Raw genomic sequence first — 19,881 nt, forward strand, 5'->3', positions numbered from 1 at the left:
CTTTAAAGTGTTTCTGCCTGCGCGGTTTCGCGCTTGCCGTAGGTCCGCGTCACATACTCACTGACGATTTGCTGGAAATCCTGGGCGATATGCTCGCCACGCAGCGTCTTGACCTTCACGCCGTCGATAAACACCGGTGCCGCTGGATTTTCGCCCGATCCCGGCAAGCTGATGCCGATATTCGCCTGCTTCGACTCGCCCGGCCCATTCACAATGCAACCCATCACCGCGACGTGCATTTTCTCGACGCCGGGGAATTGATCACGCCACTCGGGCATTGCGTTGCGCAGATACGTCTGGATCTGCGACGCCAGTTCCTGGAACAACGTGCTGGTGGTGCGTCCGCAGCCGGGGCACGCAATCACCATGGGCGTGAACGAGCGCAGGCCCATGGTCTGCAGGATTTCCTGGCCGACGATCACTTCGCCGGTCCGCGCGCCGCCGGGTTCCGGGGTAAGCGAGATACGGATCGTGTCGCCGATTCCTTCCTGCAGCAGCACCGACAACGCCGCTGTCGACGCCACGATACCCTTCGATCCCATCCCCGCCTCGGTCAGGCCAAGGTGCAACGCGAAGCTGCAGCGTTTGGCCAGTTCGCGATACACGGCAATCAGGTCCTGCACGCCGCTTACCTTGCACGACAGGATGATCTTGTCGCGCCCGAGGCCGAGTTCGACCGCGCGTTCCGCCGACCCGATCGCCGATTGAATCAGCGCTTCGTACATCACGCTTTGCGCTTCCCACGGGGTGGGACGGGCCGCGTTCTCGTCCATCATCCGCGCGAGCAGATCCTGGTCGAGGCTGCCCCAGTTCACGCCGATCCGGACCGGCTTGTCATAGCGCGCAGCCGCTTCGATCATCTGGGCGAACTGCGTGTCACGTTTTGCGCCGGCGCCTACGTTGCCCGGATTGATCCGGTATTTCGACAACGCTTCGGCGCAAGCCGGATAGTCGCGCAACAGCGTATGACCGTTGTAATGAAAGTCCCCAACGAGCGGCACGGTCACGCCCATCCGGTCAAGTTGCTCGCGTACCGCGGGCACCGCTGCTGCGGCTTCGGGCGTATTCACCGTGATCCGCACCAGTTCCGATCCGGCTTGCGCCAGTTCCTTGACCTGGATCGCCGTGCCGATGGCGTCGGCGGTATCGGTATTCGTCATCGACTGGATGCGCACGGGCGCATCGCCGCCGATTGTCACGAGCTGGCCACCCCAGCGGACGTCGACGGCGTGCGATGCGCGCCGTTTCCACGATCCGCCGAAGACTGGCTCCGACGAACAAATCTTGCTTTCAATAAGGGGTTGTTGAGCTTCGGATTGCATCGAAAGACCCTTTGCGCCGCCGGCTATCACACGGTGACGCGTATCTGGACATGAATGAGACTCGAGGACATAAAAACGGCGCCGCCACCTTTGCGACGCCTTGATGAAATCTTCGCACAACTCCGTGTCAAGGCTGAGAACCGACCTCAAAGCCCCTCACGCCGTGTGGCGTAATTCTTTCAAGCCCGCGTCCTGTAACGGCGCGGGCCTGATCATGCACGAATGCACGCTTGGACGACCCGGGGCCGCGAGATCAGGGCAGCGAAAAACGGGCGACGTTGCCCTTCGCAGGACCAAATTTGGCTGGTTCGACGGGTTGTCCATCGAACGTCAGCGAATCGAGGCCTGCCCGATTTCCAACCGTGATCTTGAACGGCGCGTCGCCTGCCACTCGTTGCACACTGCCAGCCTTGACCAGGCCTGAAAACACTTCCTTGCCGTCCTTCTGGCGCACGCTGAACCAGCTATCGCTCGCCACCTTCAATTCGAGTTCGTTGGCGCCGGTACCAACTGAAGCAGTCGCTGACGCGGTAACGACCGCATCCGCCGATAGCGCCGGTTTCGCTGCATTCGCCAACGGCGCCGTCACCGGAGCGCTCGCGCTTTGTGCATGTGCGGCGGCGCCCTGAACGGCCGTAATAGTGGACGATGACGCGGGCAGCGCATTCGTACCTAGCGGGCTCGGCATCGGCTGGGCACCTGCCTGCGTTCCAGCCTGAGCTTGAGCCTCAGTTGCATTAGCCGGCGGCTCAGTAGCGGCGTCACCCGACGCAACCGAACCCGTATTGGCCGTTGCTTCGTCGGTAGCCGCCACCGACGAACTCGCACTGGTTTCGCTGTTCGTTGCCTGAGTTGCATTGTTGGCGCTGGCCTTCAGCCGGGCAAACCACGCGGCGGAATCCCCACCCGTGTGCCACATGGCGAGCGCAATCACGGCAACGATCACCGCAGCAACGCCCCATAACCAGGACCGGCGTCGCGGCGAACTGCCAAGCGGGACCGACACGCGGCCGCGCGGCAAACCCGCACCTGACGATGCCGGCAACGACAAATTCTGCTCGACCGGACCGTTCGCGTGACGCAGCGCGGCGGTGAACGGAGCCGGATCGGCGCCCATGATTTTCGCGTAGCTGCGCACAATGCCCGTCGCGAAATTCCGGTCGGGGAAAAGGCTGAGATCGCCGCTCTCAAGCGCACGCAGCTTCTGCGGCGATACCTTCAGCCGTGCGGATACGTCGTCCAGAGACCAATTCTTCGCTTCGCGAAGCTGCGTAAGTCGCGCACCGACTGCTGCGACCGAATCAAGACTCGCTGCCTGCTGAATGCCGCCCGGCGTGGTACTGGCGGCGCTCGCGACGTTCTCGGGCTGGCTTCCGGGCAAAGCTCCGGCCTGACTGCCTGATTGGCCACCTTTATGAGCGCCGAAAGGCGTCGGGTGCTGCGGCTCACTCATCCCAAATTCCTCGCATTGATTCTTTTTTGTCGCTGTTCAGCTTCGTTGCTGACCTTAGCGTCACCGCGGACACAGCCGAGTCGGCGTTGCAGACGGCTTTATAACAAAATGCACGGCATTGTGCGCCGTCTTCTATCATTTATTGCCGAATTTTCCGGTTTTTCCGCTGAATGAGTCGCCGCAGGTCGGCAGCACGACCCTCCCGCCGGAAGCTCAGACAGCGCGAACCTCGATGACCTTCGCGGACTTGCCCATGCGCTGGGCCAGCCGCGTACGATCCTGAACCTCGCCGGCCAACTGGCCGCATGCCGCGTCGATGTCGTCGCCGCGCGTCTTGCGCACAGTTGTCACAACGCCAGCGTCCATCAGCACCTGCGCGAACCGCTTGATCTGTTCGTTGCTCGAGCGCGTCAAACCGGACTCGGGGAACGGATTGAACGGAATCAGGTTGAATTTGCACGGCACATCACGCGTAAGCGCAACCAGCTCGCGCGCGTGCGCTTCGCTGTCGTTCACGCCGTCGAGCATGCAATATTCGAATGTGACGAAATCGCGCGGCGCAACCAACAGGTAACGCTGGCACGCGGCCATCAATTCACGCAGCGGATATTTCTTGTTCAACGGCACCAGCATGTCGCGAAGCGAATCAGTGGGCGCATGCAGCGACACGGCAAGCGCCACCGGCAGATCCGCGCCGAGACGGTCCATCATGGGCACGACACCCGATGTGGACAACGTCACGCGGCGACGCGACAGTCCGTACGCGTTGTCGTCGAGCATCAGCCGCATCGCGGGCACGACTGCGTCGTAGTTGAGCAGGGGTTCGCCCATGCCCATCATCACGACGTTGGTCACGACGCGATCGGCCTTGCCGTTATTCGGTGCGCCGTAACTGCCACTTTTCGAGGCCCGCAGCGCAAACTCGGCCATGCGCAACTGGCCGATGATCTCGCCCGTGCTCAGATTGCGCGAAAAACCCTGCTTGCCGGTGGAACAAAACCGGCAATTCACGGCGCAGCCCGCTTGCGACGAAACGCAAAGCGTGCCGCGATTTTCTTCCGGGATGTACACGGTTTCGACCGCATTGCTGTTGCCCACGTCGATCAGCCACTTGCGTGTGCCGTCGGTGGACACGTGATCGCGGACGATGGCGGGCATATCCAGGCTTGCCCGCCCTTTCAATTTTTCACGCAGCGATTTCGCCAGGTCCGTCATGCCGTCGAAGTCGTCGACACCGAACTGATGAATCCAGCGTTGCAATTGCTTGGCGCGAAACGGCTTTTCGCCCAGGCTGTCGCAATAAGCGACGAGCCCGGCGGCATCGAGGTCCAGAAGGTTGACTGTTGCAGCTGTCATTTCGATTCTGCCATTTCCTTGCTGAGCGAAAAATGGAACGCGTTCTGAGCCGCACTCCAGCTATTTCGCGCCAATTCCTGCAATAAATCTACTCCCGAATCAACGCGAATAGACGTTCACTTCGGGGAAGAAGAAAGCGATTTCCTGACGTGCGGTTTCAGCCGCGTCCGAACCGTGGACCGCGTTAGCGTCGATGCTGTCGGCGAAATCCGCGCGGATCGTGCCCTTGTCAGCCTTTTTCGGGTCGGTTGCGCCCATCAGGTCGCGATTCGTCAGGATGGCGTTCTCGCCTTCCAGCGCCTGGATCATCACGGGGCCGGAGATCATGAATTCGACCAGGTCCTTGAAGAACGGGCGGGCAGCGTGAACTGCGTAGAACTTTTCCGCGTCAGCGCGCGACAGGTGGACCATGCGAGCTGCGATGATCTTGAGGCCAGCTTGCTCAAAACGGCTGTAGATCTGGCCGATCACATTCTTTGCCACTGCATCCGGTTTAATAATCGACAGGGTGCGCTCGATCGCCATGAAAAACTCCAAAAAATGAACGGGTTACGAATATAAATGAATCGACAATTGTAGCACGAAGCATTGTATGATTGCGATGGAAACCTTACGGCTTCGTAAGCGTCAAAGCAAGGAATGAATTGCAGTGCGGATTGCAGCGTGGGTATGAAACGCGCGGTAATTTTCGCGGTCTTCGTACTGCACAGCAACATCGTTGATTTCGGCGCAAGATAGCGCCATATTAGGTGTGGGAAGGGCCGTCGTGTCCGAAGCGTACAATGCAGCTAAAGGTCTTCGCGGCCAATCGTCCAACCAGGCCGCCTGACTGACAAAAGCCGGGTTTTCGCACGGTAGCGTCGGCGTTTTACGGCAAATCAAGCCGGTGTTTTTGAACCAGATGGCTTTACACAAGTTTAGGCAAGGAGAAACCATGAACGAATCCCCTTACGGTTTTGGCCGCAGCGGTAGCGTCACGTCGTCCGAAACCCGCAACCGCGTACTCCGGAACACCTACTGGCTGCTCGCGTTGTCCATGGTCCCAACCGTATTGGGCGCGTGGGTCGGCGTAGCAACGGGCTTCTCCCTGTTCGCGGCTACCAGCCCCGCCATGAGCTTCATCGCATTCATGGCAATTGCGTTCGGCTTCATGTTCGCCATCGAGCGCACCAAGAACAGCAGCATCGGCGTGTTCGTGCTGCTCGGCTTTACGTTCTTCATGGGCCTGATGCTGTCGCGTTTGCTGAGCTTCATTCTCGGCTACACGAACGGGCCGCAGCTCATCATGATGGCGTTTGGTGGCACTGGTGTGATCTTCGCTGCCATGGCGACTATCGCGACGGTCAGCAAGCGCGACTTTTCCGGTCTTGGCAAGTGGCTCTTCATGGGCGTACTGGTATTGCTGCTGGCCGCGTTCGCGAACGTGTTCCTGCACCTGCCGGCCTTGATGCTGACGGTATCGGTGCTGGCTATCGTGATCTTCTCGGCGTACATGCTGTTCGACGTCCAGCGCGTGGTGAATGGCGGCGAAACGAATTACATCAGCGCCGCGCTCGCGATCTATCTGGATTTGTACAACGTGTTCACGAACCTGTTGATGTTGCTCGGTATCTTTGGTGGCAACCGGAACTGATTGCGCGTTGATCGTGCTTCGCTCGTAAAAACCGGCCTTTTCGAAGGCCGGTTTTTTTGTGCTCGTTTTTTGTGCTCAGAAAGCTTGGGGATTCAAAGCCTGGGATTCAGTCGCGCTCGAACAGCGCAATCGATTCGACGTGCGATGTATGCGGAAACATGTTCACTACTCCCGCGCCCTTCATGCGATAACCGGCATCGCGCACGAGCACGCCCGCGTCTCGGGCGAGTGTTGCCGGATTGCAGGAGACGTACACAATCCGCTTGGGCAACACGCCCTCGCCGCTCTGAGCAATTTCCCCCAACGCCTTCGATACCGCCAGCGCGCCCTCACGCGGCGGATCAATGAGAATCTTGTCGAAGGGACCTAGCGCGCGAAAATCGTCTGCTGTGATCTCGAAGAGGTTTCGGCATGCGAACGACGTATGCTCATGGACGCCATTTGTCCTGGCATTTTCCAGCGCACGTTCGGTCAGGCCCGCGCTTCCCTCGATACCCACCACTTCACGCGCCATCCGCGCGAGCGGCAATGTGAAATTGCCGATACCGCAAAACAGATCCAGTACCCGATCCGTGCGCTGCGCGGCCAGCAGTCGCAACGCGCGGCTGACGAGCACCCGGTTGATCTGATGATTGACCTGAGTGAAATCGGTTGGTTTGAACGGCATGCGGATGCCGAATTCCGGCAGCGTGTAAGCCAGTTCCTGCCCTAGAGGATAAAACGGGTAAGCCGTCTCCGGCCCCTTTGGCTGCAGCCAGAACTGGACGCCATGGGCATCGGCGAAAATACGCAGCAGCGCTTCGTCCGCCTGCGTCAGTGGTTCGAGAATACGCAGCACCAGCGCGGTTATCTCGGCCCCAACGGCCACTTCGATCTGCGGCAGCCGGTCGCGAATGGATAAATCGCGGACGAGCGCGCGCAGCGGCATCAACAGCGCCGACACGTTCGGATGCAGGACGTCGCAGGTTTCCATATCGGCGACAAAACTGCTCTTTTTCTCGTGGAATCCCACCAGCGCGCCACCCTTTCCCGCGATCAGCCGCACAGCCAGCCGCGCCCGATACCGGTATCCCCACGACGGCCCGTGAATGGGCCGGTAGATCGTTTCCGCGTGGAGCTTGCCGATGTGCTGGAGGTCGTCCTCGAGGACGCGTTGCTTGACGGCGATCTGCGCGCGCACGTCGAGGTGCTGCATGGAGCAGCCGCCGCATTTACTGAAATAAGGGCATTTCGGCCGCGTGCGCATGACGCTTTCACGCAGGATTTTGATTAGCAGCGCCTGCTCGAATGCGGCCTTCCTGCGAAAGCTCGCGTACAACACGCGTTCACCCGGCAGCGCGCCTTCCACGAAAATAACCTTGCCGTCCGAGCCGTCCTCGGCCGTCGCGCGGCCGACACCTTGGGCATCCATATCGAGCGATTTGATTTCGATCTCGAGCGGCGCGGCCGAAGGGTCCAGAGGAACAATCCGAGTCGGCGGATTCCAGCGATTACGCGATTTTTTTCGAGCGTGAGACACCTGCGGACTTCCTGGCTAATGTGAAAAGATGAACAATCGGGAAGTGGAAAACGAAACGAAAAGCGGGGCCAAGACCCCGGAAAAGAGCATTGAAAGCGAGATTGTAGACGATGCCGGGAGAGCCCCGGCGCGGTGCTCAGTCGTCGAACGCGGCCAGATATTCCGCCCAGTGGGACGCCGGCTCAAGCGCGAGCGCATTCTTTACGAAGCTGATCTCGTCGGCATACTCTTCTGCGGAAAACCCACCGCGCATCAGTTGAAAACGGCAATACATCAGGTACGTGTTGACCACGTCCGTCTCGCAATAATTGCGGATTTCTTCTATGCGCCCTTCCGAGTACGCCTGCCAGACCATGCCGCCGTCCATGCCCAGCTTGCCTGGAAAACCGCACAGCTTGGCGAGCGCATCGAGCGGCGCGTTCGCGCGCGCCTGGTACATCGCGAGCACGTCCATCAGGTCAGTGTGGCGCGCGTGATAACGGCTGATGTAGTTGTTGTAGCGGAACTCGCGGTCGTCGTTGCCCTGGTCCCAGTAGCGGGACGCGGCCACGCCATGCACCATCGCGCGATAGTGCAGCACGGGCAGATCGAAACCGCCGCCATTCCATGAAACGAGTTGCGGCGTATATTTTTCGATCACGCGAAAGAACGACTGGATCAGCGACGCCTCTGAATCCGTCGTCGTGCCGAGCGAACGGACGCGAAAACCCGTGTTATCGCGAAACACGCACGAAATGGCGGCAATGCGCTGCAGATGATGCGGCAGGAAGTCGTTGCCGACCTTTTCGCGGCGCGCGGCGAACGCATGCTCCGCCACCTCGATGTCGGTCAGCGTGGAGGGAAGAGAGTCGAGACGGCGAATACCGTCGACATCGGGAATCGTCTCGATGTCGAATACGAGAATGGGTGTCATTATTTTTTTAAGGACAGCGTTGCAAGGACCGCGCCTCGCCTACTAGAGCACGGCGTCTTTTCGCACACCGTTCGATGCGAAGAAACGCTTGAGCCGCACCAGCGCTTCTTGCTGGATCTGGCGTACGCGTTCGCGCGTCAGCCCCATTTCGTCGGCGAGTTCTTCGAGTGTGGCCGGCTCAATATGGTTCAGACCGAAGCGGCGCTCGATCACGTGCCGGTGTTTGTCGGAGAGACGGGAAAGCCACAGCTTCGTGAGCGTTTCCAGTTCGCGATGCTGAACTTCCGAATCCGGAGACTGGCTTGCGTCGTCGGACAGCAGATCGAGCAGGCTGCTCGCCGGATCCAGATCCAACGGCGCATCGAGCGAGGCCGTGTGTTCGTTGAGCGCGAGGATGTCCGTGACTTCCTCGGGCGTTTTGCCGGTGAGATGCGCGATGTCATCAATACTCGCGTCGCGCCGGTCCGGCGCAATGGCCGCCGTCGAATTCGCCGAGCTTTTTTCGAGATGACGTTTCGCGCGCAGCACCTGATTGAGTTCGCGGATCACATGAACCGGCAAGCGCACCGTGCGCGCCTGATTCATGATCGCGCGCTCGATGCTCTGCCGGATCCACCACGTGGCATACGTCGAAAACCGGAAACCACGCGTGGGATCGAATTTTTCGATAGCGTGCATCAAACCAAGATTGCCCTCCTCGATCAGATCGAGCAGCGGCACGCCACGATTCAAATACCCCTTCGCGATACTGACCACCAGCCGCAGATTGCGCTCGATCATGACCTGACGCGCTTCGAATTCGCCGGCTTTCGCCAGCCGCGAATAGCGTTGCTCTTCCTCGACTGTCAGCAGCGGCTTCACGCTGATTCGATTCAGGTAATGCTGGATTGTGTCGGCCGTGAGTTCGGCCTGCAAAATAGACTTGAAGTCGTCGACGTCGGGTACGGATTCAGCCGCAGCCTCGACGGCATCCTTGCCGTTCGCGCCATTGTCTTCGTCTGAATCGAGCTCGGCGTCGGCCGTTTCGCCTTCAGATTCGTCTGCCTGGCTCGAAGCGCCGTCTTCCACCGTTGTCTGCGTGGGTCGGCTGATTGTCTCAGTCTCGGCTTGCGGCGGTTGGCGCTTCGATTTAGGCATGATGGCTTCGCTTATTGCGGCGGCAAATACTTCAGAGGGTCGACAGGTTTGCCCTGCCGGCGGACTTCGAAATGCAACATCACGCGGTCCGAATCGCTGTTGCCCATCTCGGCGATTTTCTGCCCTTTTGTCACCGCGTCTCCCTCTTTTACCATCAAAGCACTGTTATGTGCGTACGCGGTAAGAAAAGTTGCGTCGTGCTTGATGATGACGAGATTGCCATATCCGCGCAGACCGTTGCCGGAGTAGACGACCCGTCCGTCGGCGGCCGCATTGACCGGATCTCCGGTTGCGCCGCCAATGTTCAAGCCTTTGTTCTTCGCGTCATCGAACGTCCCGAGAATCGGTCCGCGCGCCGGCCAGATGAACGCCGGCTGCGCAGCCGGAACCGCGGCCGCGCCGTTGTCAACACCGGTTCCCGGCGGCTGCGTCATGGCAAGTCCTGGCGCCGCTGTGCCCGGCATTGCTCCCATGCCGGACGACGTGCCGTAATTCGGCGCCGCCGGCGTGCCGCCATTTGCGTAGCCATTGGTGCCGGGAGCCCCAGACGGATTCGCTCCGTACGTATTGTTGAGCGGCTGGGCCTGCACCCCGCCGCCAACAATCGGAGCGGTAGAAACTCCCGGCGTTGCAGCCGCGAGATTGGCGCCCGGAGGCGCCACGCGCAACAACTGGTCGACTTCGATCTGGTTCGGGTTCGTCATGTTGTTCCATGACGCGATATCCCGATAATTCTGGCCGTTTTCCAGTGCGATCCGGTATAGGGTGTCACCCGGCTTCACTCGGTAGTAACCCGGTGGCGGCGGCCCCGGTGGCAACACGGCTCCATCCTGGGCAGCCTGCGTGCCGATAGCGGATCCAGTCCGGTCGACGACGGGCGCCTGATCCATCCGGGTCGCGCAGGCGGCCAGTGCGGACAGCGCCACGACGCATACACCGCGCTGAACCACCGACAGACCGGGGTTCGCGCTCACTTCTCGTTTAGCACGCAACATACTCATCGGTGTCAAATCACTCCGGATTTTAAGGGTACAAAGAAAACCCGATCGAGCTGCGACTCGCGCCATTGAGTGGGCGAAACGCGCTCGACGAGCGTCAGTATCTGCGCTTGCGCCGTCTGGGATCCGACGGGCGCAACAAGTCTGCCGCCTACAGCGAGTTGATCGAGCAACGCCTGCGGAACATCGAGTCCGGCACACGCAATCACGATGGCGTCAAACGGCGCGACCGCCGGCAGTCCGAGGCGGCCATCGCCGTAATGCAGACGGATGTTCGGCACGCGCAACGGCCGCAGGTTCAGCTTTGCGCGCTCTGATAACGGCCGGATCCGTTCAATGGAATACACGTCGGTTGCGACCTGCGACAACACAGCCGCCTGATACCCGCAGCCGGTGCCGATTTCCAGCACATTCCTGAGCGTCCGTCCGGCCGCGACCAGCTCGATCATCCGCGCGACCACCGACGGCTTCGAAATAGTCTGATGATGACCGATCGGCAGCGCCGCATCCTCATAAGCCTGCGTGGCAAGGCCGGGATCGACAAACATATGGCGCGGCACTGCGGCCATGGCGGCGAGCACGCGTGCGTCCGTTATGCCGTTGGCACGCAACCGCTCGACCATGCGCTCACGCACTCGCTCCGATGTCAACGCGTGGGTGCTTTGCTGGCCGGCCTGGGATGCAGCTTTTCGGACGGTGTTCGGTTTGACCTCGGGCTGCAGCGCCGGTTGCAGCTTCGCTGGTTGTAAATTCGCCGGTTGTGAATTCGATTTTGCATCCGGCTTCAAGTGCGTCCTGGGCCTTGGCTGAACATCGCGCGTTTCGTTCGGACGCGCACCCGAACGCAGCGCGCCGGGCTGATGATGCGCGACGACTGTGGAAGGTTTCGATGCAGTATGCAATCTTGGGGCCGGACGATGCCCCTCTCCCGTCGATGCAGCCGGGCTGCCCGACACGCCTCGCGCCGCCGTATTGCCCGCGAGCGCCTTCAATTCAGGTTTCGCCACTGCACTCACCTTCATGCCGGGCTGCATGCCAGCAGACGGTTTTACTGCCCTTCCGCCCGCCAGTTTCGGTGCAACTGCAGAGGCCTTGTGCGCAGCCGCCGCGGATTTCTGAACGCCGCCGCCCGAGATCGCCTTCAATGCCGGCTTGCTGCGCGCATCGGGACGCGCAGCCGTCTTGCGTGGCTCGCGCACCAGGTCGGCGAGCGCCAGCGGAAAGCGTTTCGCGCGTTCGTCCGTCATGAACGGCGGCTCCGTGCCTCGGCCCACTCGCGCGTAGCGGGCAGCAGCTTGGTATGCGTCAGATCGAGTTGCAGCGGCGTGATCGAGATATGGCCGTTCGCCACCGCGTGGAAGTCCGTGCCTTCGCTTGCATCGAGCGCGTCGCCGGAGGGCCCAATCCACCAGATCGGGTTACCGCGCGGATCGATTTGCCGAACGACCGGCTGCGATGGATGGCGCTTGCCCAGCCGCGTAATGCGCCACTCGCCCATCTCGTCATACGGCAGACTCGGAATGTTCACGTTGAGCAGCGGATGGCCGGGCATGGGGTACGCCAGAAAGTGCGCGACGATGTCTGCCGCCACGCGCGCCGCGTCCTCCAGATGCAGCCAGTCGCGCCCGACCAGCGAAAACGCGATGGCCGGCACGCCGAACATGAACCCTTCCGTGGCAGCGGCGACCGTACCGGAATACAGCGTGTCCTCGCCCATGTTCTGGCCATTGTTGATGCCCGATACCACCAGATCCGGCTGCTCGGCCAGCATGCCCGTGAGCGCGATGTGCACCGAGTCCGTTGGGGTGCCGTTCACGTAGTTGAAACCATTCGCCGCAGTGTGAATGGTGAGCGGCCGCGACAGCGTCAGTGAGTTCGAAGCGCCGCTGCAGTTTTGCTCGGGCGCCATCACGGTGACTTCGCCAAGCGGCTGCATGGCCGTGTGCAGCACGTTGAGGCCGCGGGCCAGATAACCGTCGTCGTTGCTGAGTAGAATTCGCATCCGACGATTGTAACCGAGGACGGAAGGCCCGCGGATCGACGGCGGGACAGTCGGCCAAACGGTCTGCTACAGCGCTTTACTGCGGGCAAGTCGCACGCGTTTTATAGACCTTTCGGCCAACGAGACAGGGACAGGCGCACGCTCATGCAGCCCTGATCTACACTGCCAGATCACGGTAATTTCACCCGGAGACACCATGCGCGCCATTCGATGCAACCAGTACGGCCCACCGGACTCCCTCGTTCTGGAAACACTCCCCGATCTCCAGCCCGGGCCGGGCCAGGTAGTGATCGACGTACGCGCCGCCAGCGTGAACTTCCCTGACGTCCTCGTGATCCAGAACAAGTACCAGATGAAGCCCGAACTGCCGTTCACGCCCGGTTCCGAGTTCGCGGGTGTGGTGCGGGCTGTAGGCCCTGACGTCAAGCGGTTGAAGGCCGGCATGCGGGTCGCCGCCTACACGGCGCAAGGTGCGTTCGCCGAGCAGGCGCTGGCAAGCGAGGCGGCATGTATGCCATTGCCCGACGACATCGACTTCGCCAGCGCCGCGGCCATTACGCTCGCGTACGGCACCTCGCACCACGCCGTGGTCGACCGGGGCGCACTGAAGGCCGGCGAAACCATGCTCGTGCTGGGCGCTGCGGGCGGCGTCGGGCTGGCTGCGGTGGAAATTGGCAAGGCGCTTGGTGCGCGCGTGATTGCGGCGGCGTCGAGTCCGGAAAAGCTCGCGTTGTGCGTGGAACATGGCGCGGACGCCACCATCGACTACACGAGTGAAAACCTGCGTGAACGGATCAAGGTGCTGACGGACGGGAACGGGCCCGACGTCATCTACGACCCGGTCGGTGGCGAGTATGCGGAACCGGCTTTTCGCAGCATCGGGTGGCGCGGCCGGTATCTCGTGGTCGGGTTTGCGAACGGCGAGATTCCGAAGCTGCCGCTCAACCTCGCGCTGCTCAAGGGCGCGAGTATTGTCGGCGTGTTTTGGGGCCAGCATATCCAGCGCGAGCCCGACTTGGCGAGTGCCGCGTTGCAGCAGATTTTCGGCTGGATCAAGGACGGCCGGGTACGGCCGCACGTCACGAAGCGCTATGCCCTTGAACAGACCGCCGAGGCATTGAACGACATGGCCAGCCGGCGCGTGTCGGGAAAGATCGTGATCGAACCTTGACGAATCGCGAGGCGGTGGCTGGCATAAACCAAGACCGTGGAAACTTAAATCGCCTTGTTCGCCCGAAGCCGCGCAATCTCGTCAGGCTCATACCCGAGCGATTGCAGGACGTCGTCCGTGTGTTCGCCGAGTTGCGGGCCAAGCCAGCGTGTCTCGCCCGGCGTCTCCGACAACTTCGGCGTGACGTTCGGCAGCGCGATCTCCCGGCCATCCTGCCAGGGAAAATGCTGGATCATCTGGCGCGCGATGTATTGCGGATCGGTGAACATATCGGCCACGCTATAGATCCGGCCGGCAGGAACATCCGCGGCGTTCAGCACGGCAAGTGCCTCATCTATGGAGCGGGTGCAAAGCCATACGCGGATAGCGTCGTCAATTTCCCGTGTGCGCGGCACGCGCCCGTCATTCGATGCCAGCGTGGGATCGTTGCCCAGGTCTTCGCGGCCGATCGCGAGCATCAGCCGTTTGAAGATTGGATCGCTGTTGCCGCCAATCACAATACTGCCGTCGCGGCACGGATACGTGTTCGACGGCACGATGCCCGGCAGCGACGCACCCGTGCGCTCGCGGATCATGCCGTACACGCCGTATTCGGGTACGACGCTTTCCATCATGTTGAAGACGGCTTCGTACAGCGCGACGTCGACCACTTGTCCCTTGCCGCCATTCGCCTGCCGGTGATGCAGCGCCATCAACGCGCCGATCACGCCATGCAGCGCGGCAATGGAGTCACCAATGGAAATGCCGATGCGCGGCGGTGGCAAGTCCGGGTAACCCGTGATATGGCGCAATCCGCCCATCGATTCGGCGATGGCGCCAAAGCCCGGCCGGTCGCGATACGGCCCGGTCTGCCCGTACCCCGACAGCCGCACCATCACGAGGCCGGGGTTCTCGGCAGACAACACCTCATAGCCCAGCCCGAGTTTCTCGAGCAAGCCCGGCCGGAAATTCTCGACGACGATATCGGCTTCCTTCGCCAGCCGCCGGACGATTTCCTTGCCTTCTGGAGACTTGAGATTGACCGTCACCGACTTTTTATTGCGTGCCTGAACGGCCCACCATAGCGATGTTCCGCCCACTTCCGGATACAGCTTGCGCCATTTGCGCAGTGGATCGCCGCCGTTCGGATCTTCGATCTTGATCACGTCGGCGCCAAACTCGCCCATGAAGCGCGAGGCGAACGGCCCGGCGATCAGCGTACCGAGTTCGAGCACCTTGACGCCGGCAAGCGGTCCCGTAGAAACGCTCATGGTGTCCCCTTCGTTGTCGTTTTCACAGCGGTTTTCAAAGCGGCTTTCACAGCGGCGTGAAGTGGCTTAAGTGGCCCGGAGGCGCCTTCAGCGACACACAGCGTTTACAGCGGAATGTCGAGCGCCTTGAACCGCGGCGAACCGTCGGCAAGCGTGCCATTGAACAGTTCCGCCGGACGCACCCACAGGCCATGATCGTGCGGCCAGAGATGCTCATAGACGATCATCGGCTCTTCCGTCTCTGAATGCCGCGCCACGCCGATCACGCGATATAAACCACCCTTGTAATGCCGGTGCGTGGCGAGCGCCAATGCTTCTGCTTCGGTCATATCATTGCCTTGTTGCGGTGTAACTGACGTCTACAAACTGCTGTCTAAACTGAGCGCCGGTCCAGCATTGCACGCGCGATCGTGCCCGCGTCAACGTATTCGAGCTCGCCGCCTACCGGCACGCCGCGCGCAAGGCGCGTCACCTTCAGGCCCTTCGACTTGAGGGTCTGTGCGAGGTAATGCGCGGTCGCCTCACCTTCGTTCGTGAAGTTCGTGGCGAGCACGATTTCCTTCACAAGGCCGTCGGTGGCGCGCTGGATCAGGCGATCGAAATGGATCTCTTTCGGCCCGATGCCGTCGAGCGGACTCAGCCGTCCCATCAGCACGAAATACAGTCCGCGATACGTCAGCGTCTGTTCGAGCATGATCTGGTCCGCGGGTGTTTCGACCACGCAGAGCAGTTCGGGATCGCGTTCGGGGTCGATGCAGACTTCGCAAATCGCCGCCTCGGTGAACGTATTGCATTTTTCGCAGTGTTGCAGATGCTCGGTGGCGAACATCAGCGACCGGCCGAGCTTTTCAGCGCCCGGCCGGTCGTGCTGCATCAGGTGATAGGCCATGCGCTGCGCCGACTTGGGACCCACGCCCGGCAGCGCGCGCAGCGCTTCGACGAGCGCCGACAAGGCGGAAGGTTGTTTCATGCGCTTGGAACCCTATGCTCTGAGGGTTGAGGTACTTAGAACGGCAGCTTGAAACCCGGCGGCATCGGCATGCCGGCCGTCATGCCGCTCATCTTTTCCTGCGTGGTGGCTTCGGCTTTACGCACGGCATCATTGAATGCAGCGGCAACGAGGTCTTCCAGCATGTCCTTGTCATCGGCGAGCAGGCTCGGGTCGATCGTTACGCGGCGGACGTCGTTCTTGCACGTCATGGTCACCTTCACAAGACCTGCGCCGGACTGCCCTTCCACTTCGACCAGGGCGAGTTCGTCCTGCATCTTCTTCATGTTGTCCTGCATCTGCTGAGCTTGCTTCATCAAGCCGGCGAGTTGGTTCTTCATCATGGTCGGGCTCCTTGCTGGAAACGGGGTAAAGAGAATGAGTCCATGCCGCGCGGTTCGGGATCGGCCCGGGTTCGCGCCGGCTGTGAATGGGTGAGGTTGTTGCCTTTGTGCTTTATATGCTTTGCAGCGAGTGTTTCGATGTTCGTTCGAGCCGTCCGGCGTGAAGGGGGGGTTCTCACCTCCGTGCTTGCGCAACTCTCTCGGTATGACGCTCTGACTCGTTCGCTGCGCGGGGGTTCTGGCTTTATCGCTTTCCAGGATTCTCACGGGCTGCGTAGCTTAACGGTTTTCGGAGCCTGAGCACTGCGTGCTTGCCTGCAGTGCAGCGTCCGCGATGTTCCGCCGCCTGCCGCGCTACCGAGCCAGCCTTTCCTCGCCAACAGAAAAAACGTCAGTTCGCCGATGCCGCGTTCTGGCCGCCATCCTGTGCGCTACCCGATGCCAGCGGCTTGATCGAACCTTGCACGATACTCGCGCCAAAATCGCGGATCAGCGACTGCACGAACGGGTTCTGCGTTATCTCCTGCTCCGCCTCCTGCTGGCGCTGCGCGCGAGTGGCGGCATCGACCGCGGCGGCCGTGCGACGCGCCGGGCCGACATTCACGTTCACGTCGATCGGCCGGCCGAGCTTATCGGTTAATGCAGCCTTCAGCTTCGCGACCTGTGCGCTTTCGGCGTATTGCGGGACCGGCACGGCAAGCGTGATGGACGCGTCGTCGCACGCAGTCAGTTCGCTATTGAAAGCGAGTTGGTAAGCGATGCCCTTCAGCGGCAAATCCACGGCAAGCGTTGGCCAGTCACCGCTCACGCCAATGGCATCGAGCGGGACAGCCGGCGGCAGCGGGCGTGCATCGGCTCTGGGCGCTGGCTTGGCAGCAGGTGCATCGTTAAACCGCAGGTCGTCGGGACCGCTGTCAAACGCCGGCATGAAACCGTCGTCGGGCGGCATGAAATAGCCCTCTTCCGACGATACCGGTTGATAGTCGTCCAACGGCATTTCTTCCCACGGAGGAGTTGCGCCGCCGGTGTTCTTGCTTGCGATGGCGCCAGTGCCGCCAGTGCCGTTAGCGCCGCGCGGCGCTCCGGTATTTGCATCATTGCCGTTCACGTTCGGCTGCGCACCGTTAAACCTTGAGTCGGCCGCGGGTGCTGCGCTTCGATCGGCCGAAGCAGCAGGCCGGCGTGGCACAGGAACCTGCACGGTCGGCGTCGCCTTCGCTGCGGGTTTGCGCACGGGTTCTGGAGGACGCGCCCCGCGATCCGACGATACCCGCATGCCCGCGCTACGTAACACATCGAGCGCGGCGCTAGCACCACCCGCCGCACGTGGCGATGGAATTTTTTCAGCCGGCGGTAAAGCCCGGTTTTCGACCCGGTTCTCGACCCGATCGGCAGCGGCACGATCGACGAGTTCCTGGGCGGCTGCGGCCAGCGTCGCGGAGCTGGAATCGGCTTCCGACTCAGGAATAGCCAAGACGTCATCCGGCGAGGCATCGGAACTGGCAGATGACGAAGGTGCGTCGGCCCAAGGCTGCGGATCTGAAGATAGTGCCGCTACTTCAGGGGACCCCGCTCCGGCAGGAGTGGTCGTCGGAGCGCTTTGCGCATCCGCTGCGTCGATCTTTGCATCATCGTCATGCCGATCGTCGACAGATTTGTCCGTCAGCGCTTCAGTCTTCTCTTGCGCTGCATCTTCCGGATCGATGACACGAGCCTGGGCAACGGCGGGGATATCGATAACCTCAGCCGGTTGATCAGGCTCCGCGATCACCCTCGCCGTCGCAGCCGGCGTCGGCTCAACCGCGAGGCTTTGCGCTACATCGACACCAGTTGCTGCAAGACTTTCGCGCGAGACGGATCCTGAGCCCGCCTCTGGCGTCGGAGCCGCATCGCGGCCATCCGCAGCCAGGCTGCGCTCGGACACCGCATCCGGCGCCGGCGGCGTTTTCGCGCGATCCGAACCCGTCGTGGCCGCTCCGGTAGAGATGCTATTGACTGCGCGCTTCACTGCCGGCGTCGCAACACCCGCGGCCGACAAACCCGTCCCACCGGCTACGACACCACTCGGCGCCGCCTCACGTGTCCCGCCGGCACTGGGCGCACCCACAACCGCCTGCCTCACTCGCGCGCCGCCCCCATCAGGACCACCCGCGGGTTCGAACGCAAGCATGCGCAACAGGGTCATGGTGAAACCGGCGTATTCATCGGGTGCCAGACCCAGCTCGCCGCGGCCGACCGTTGCAATCTGATAGAACAGTTGCACGTGCTCGGCGCTGAGCAAGTCGGCGAAACGGCGGATATCGGCGGCCTCCGGCCATTCGTCCAGTACCGAAGCCGGCGCGTACTGCGCCCACGCGATTCGATGCAACAACCCGGCCAAGTCCTGCAGCGCCGTGGAAAACGACAAACTGCGCAATGCCATCTCGTCCGCGATGCCAAGCACGCCCTGCCCGTCGCCGGCCGCGAGGGTGTCGAGCAAGCGGATCAGATAACTCTGGTCGAGCGCGCCGAGCATGCCGCGCACGGCCTCCTCGGTGACCTGATTGGCCGAATATGCAATGGCCTGGTCAGTGAGCGAAAGCGCGTCGCGCATGCTGCCGTCCGCGGCACGCGATAACAGCCGCAACGCTTGCAGCTCGAACGGGATCTGCTCTTCACCAAGCACATGTTCCAGATGCCCCACGATCTGCCCTGCCGGCATCTGCTTCAGATTGAACTGCAGGCAGCGCGACAGCACGGTGACCGGGATCTTCTGGGGATCAGTGGTGGCCAGGATGAACTTGACGTGTGCGGGCGGCTCTTCCAGCGTCTTCAACATGGCGTTGAACGCGTGGTTCGTGAGCATGTGCACTTCGTCGATCATGTAGACCTTGAAACGCGCATCGACCGGGGCGTACACCGCGCGCTCGAGCAACGCGGCCATTTCGTCCACGCCGCGATTACTGGCCGCGTCCATCTCCACATAATCGACAAACCGTCCCTCATCGATCTCCTTGCACGCCCGGCATACGCCGCACGGCGTGGATGTCACGCCGGTCTCGCAATTGAGCGCCTTGGCGAAGATCCGCGACAGCGTCGTCTTGCCGACACCACGGGTGCCGGTGAACAGATAGGCGTGGTGCAGCCGTCCGCCGTCGAGCGCGTGCGTGAGCGCGCGTACCACGTGCTCCTGGCCAACGAGCGAAGCGAAAGATTTGGGCCGCCACTTGCGTGCGAGAACTTGATAGGTCATGCCGAAATTGTATCAGCAACGTCAAGAGGCAAAAGCGTTTCGCCAAGAGACTCACTCCCGTGGAAGCAGCGCGCAGAAACCTAGCCCGCATACCGGCAGAGTGGCTTTTTCAAGGGCGAAAAACGTGAAAAGTAAGCGTACGAAAAACGCAAACAAACGCAAACCTTAACAAGACGCGAGAAACCCGGCCGAAAGGAAGTTTGAAACGAGGGACAAAACAATAGGACGATGGGGAAACTACGGGGTGCGACGAAAAATAGCGAATACAGCGAGGGACGGAGAACGACTGGACGATGACGAAAAACAAACACGAAAAGCGAAGGTGACGAGCCCGACCCTCGGCACTGGTAGAAAACGGCTGTGGCTGCTTCGTTCCCGACCTGACCAGGTTGACCGCGCCACCATGCGAGGAGGCCCGTCACGGAGAATCATATCAGAGAAGGATCGCCGCGCCCACCACCAAGGAGGGTGCTATTGCAATTCAGGCGCGCAATCGCAATATGCATGACCTGGGAGCAGCAGCGTTGCGGCATGCACTGGCTGTATAAATACGCCGCAATATC

Annotated in this window: 17 protein-coding genes and 1 other RNA gene; 2 read left to right on the top strand and 16 right to left on the bottom strand. The window is 61.4% G+C overall.

The annotated features are described in order from the left end of the window. Window positions 1-2: 2 nt before the first annotated feature. The 4 genes from ispG to ndk all read right to left on the bottom strand — a co-directional run bounded on the left by ispG (window position 3) and on the right by ndk (window position 4,656). Window positions 3-1,322 carry a flavodoxin-dependent (E)-4-hydroxy-3-methylbut-2-enyl-diphosphate synthase gene (gene ispG / locus ACSQ36_RS10740; RefSeq protein ID WP_213761522.1) on the bottom strand — a complete coding sequence of 440 codons (1,320 nt, stop codon included), beginning with the start codon at window positions 1,320-1,322 and terminating at the stop codon, window positions 3-5. Between the two features lie 253 nt (window positions 1,323-1,575). Further along, on the bottom strand, window positions 1,576-2,775 hold the full coding sequence (locus ACSQ36_RS10745) for a RodZ domain-containing protein (RefSeq protein WP_436181894.1): 1,200 nt from the start codon (window positions 2,773-2,775) through the stop codon (window positions 1,576-1,578). A gap of 213 nt (window positions 2,776-2,988) precedes the next feature. Continuing rightward, window positions 2,989-4,131 (bottom strand): 23S rRNA (adenine(2503)-C(2))-methyltransferase RlmN, encoded by a 1,143-nt coding sequence (rlmN, locus tag ACSQ36_RS10750; RefSeq protein WP_436181895.1) that lies wholly within the window; start codon window positions 4,129-4,131, stop codon window positions 2,989-2,991. A gap of 99 nt (window positions 4,132-4,230) precedes the next feature. After that, window positions 4,231-4,656: a nucleoside-diphosphate kinase gene (gene ndk, locus ACSQ36_RS10755; protein ID WP_047897645.1), complete on the bottom strand. Its 426-nt coding sequence runs from the start codon at window positions 4,654-4,656 to the stop codon at window positions 4,231-4,233. A gap of 409 nt (window positions 4,657-5,065) precedes the next feature. On the opposite strand from ndk, the gene ACSQ36_RS10760 reads away from it, so the two are divergent. Further along, window positions 5,066-5,764 carry a Bax inhibitor-1/YccA family protein gene (locus ACSQ36_RS10760; protein ID WP_031356430.1) on the top strand — a complete coding sequence of 233 codons (699 nt, stop codon included), beginning with the start codon at window positions 5,066-5,068 and terminating at the stop codon, window positions 5,762-5,764. A gap of 106 nt (window positions 5,765-5,870) precedes the next feature. Here ACSQ36_RS10760 and rlmD read toward each other — a convergent pair whose 3' ends face one another. The 6 genes from rlmD to surE form a co-directional block, all read right to left on the bottom strand. Further along, entirely contained in the window at window positions 5,871-7,232 is a 1,362-nt protein-coding gene (gene rlmD / locus ACSQ36_RS10765; RefSeq protein ID WP_436183152.1) for a 23S rRNA (uracil(1939)-C(5))-methyltransferase RlmD, read from the bottom strand. A 187-nt stretch (window positions 7,233-7,419) separates the two neighbouring features. After that, window positions 7,420-8,196 (bottom strand): 3'-5' exonuclease, encoded by a 777-nt coding sequence (locus ACSQ36_RS10770; RefSeq protein WP_436181896.1) that lies wholly within the window; start codon window positions 8,194-8,196, stop codon window positions 7,420-7,422. A 42-nt stretch (window positions 8,197-8,238) separates the two neighbouring features. Continuing rightward, on the bottom strand, window positions 8,239-9,333 hold the full coding sequence (gene rpoS / locus ACSQ36_RS10775; protein ID WP_213761526.1) for an RNA polymerase sigma factor RpoS: 1,095 nt from the start codon (window positions 9,331-9,333) through the stop codon (window positions 8,239-8,241). A gap of 11 nt (window positions 9,334-9,344) precedes the next feature. Further along, window positions 9,345-10,334: a peptidoglycan DD-metalloendopeptidase family protein gene (locus ACSQ36_RS10780; protein WP_436181897.1), complete on the bottom strand. Its 990-nt coding sequence runs from the start codon at window positions 10,332-10,334 to the stop codon at window positions 9,345-9,347. A gap of 5 nt (window positions 10,335-10,339) precedes the next feature. Continuing rightward, complete coding sequence (locus tag ACSQ36_RS10785; protein ID WP_436181898.1) at window positions 10,340-11,578, bottom strand: protein-L-isoaspartate(D-aspartate) O-methyltransferase; 1,239 nt, start codon at window positions 11,576-11,578, stop codon at window positions 10,340-10,342. Further along, window positions 11,575-12,333, bottom strand: a complete 759-nt coding sequence (gene surE, locus ACSQ36_RS10790) for a 5'/3'-nucleotidase SurE (protein WP_436181899.1) — start codon at window positions 12,331-12,333, stop codon at window positions 11,575-11,577. Before surE ends, ACSQ36_RS10785 begins: the two co-directional genes overlap by 4 nt. A 196-nt stretch (window positions 12,334-12,529) precedes the next feature. Here surE and ACSQ36_RS10795 point away from each other — a divergent pair, with 196 nt between their 5' ends. Then, window positions 12,530-13,504: an NADPH:quinone oxidoreductase family protein gene (locus ACSQ36_RS10795; RefSeq protein WP_436181900.1), complete on the top strand. Its 975-nt coding sequence runs from the start codon at window positions 12,530-12,532 to the stop codon at window positions 13,502-13,504. 44 nt (window positions 13,505-13,548) lie between these two features. Here ACSQ36_RS10795 and ACSQ36_RS10800 read toward each other — a convergent pair whose 3' ends face one another. The 6 genes from ACSQ36_RS10800 to ffs all read right to left on the bottom strand — a co-directional run bounded on the left by ACSQ36_RS10800 (window position 13,549) and on the right by ffs (window position 19,738). Beyond that, entirely contained in the window at window positions 13,549-14,754 is a 1,206-nt protein-coding gene (locus ACSQ36_RS10800) for a CaiB/BaiF CoA transferase family protein (RefSeq protein ID WP_213761531.1), read from the bottom strand. A 104-nt stretch (window positions 14,755-14,858) separates the two neighbouring features. Further along, a complete protein-coding gene (locus ACSQ36_RS10805; protein ID WP_031356439.1) occupies window positions 14,859-15,083 on the bottom strand; it encodes a DUF1653 domain-containing protein in 225 nt (74 codons plus the stop codon). A gap of 44 nt (window positions 15,084-15,127) precedes the next feature. Next, the gene (recR, locus tag ACSQ36_RS10810) at window positions 15,128-15,724 is read right to left on the bottom strand and encodes a recombination mediator RecR (protein WP_031356440.1); all 597 of its coding nucleotides are present in this window, start codon (window positions 15,722-15,724) and stop codon (window positions 15,128-15,130) included. Window positions 15,725-15,759: 35 nt separating this feature from the next. After that, entirely contained in the window at window positions 15,760-16,086 is a 327-nt protein-coding gene (locus ACSQ36_RS10815) for a YbaB/EbfC family nucleoid-associated protein (protein ID WP_158934461.1), read from the bottom strand. 391 nt (window positions 16,087-16,477) lie between these two features. Continuing rightward, on the bottom strand, window positions 16,478-19,318 hold the full coding sequence (dnaX, locus tag ACSQ36_RS10820; protein WP_436181901.1) for a DNA polymerase III subunit gamma/tau: 2,841 nt from the start codon (window positions 19,316-19,318) through the stop codon (window positions 16,478-16,480). Window positions 19,319-19,639: 321 nt separating this feature from the next. Then, an RNA gene (gene ffs, locus ACSQ36_RS10825) (signal recognition particle sRNA small type) lies at window positions 19,640-19,738 on the bottom strand. Between the last annotated feature and the right edge of the window lie 143 nt (window positions 19,739-19,881).

Source organism: Caballeronia sp. LjRoot34, assembly GCF_964253815.1.
GTDB lineage: Bacteria > Pseudomonadota > Gammaproteobacteria > Burkholderiales > Burkholderiaceae > Caballeronia.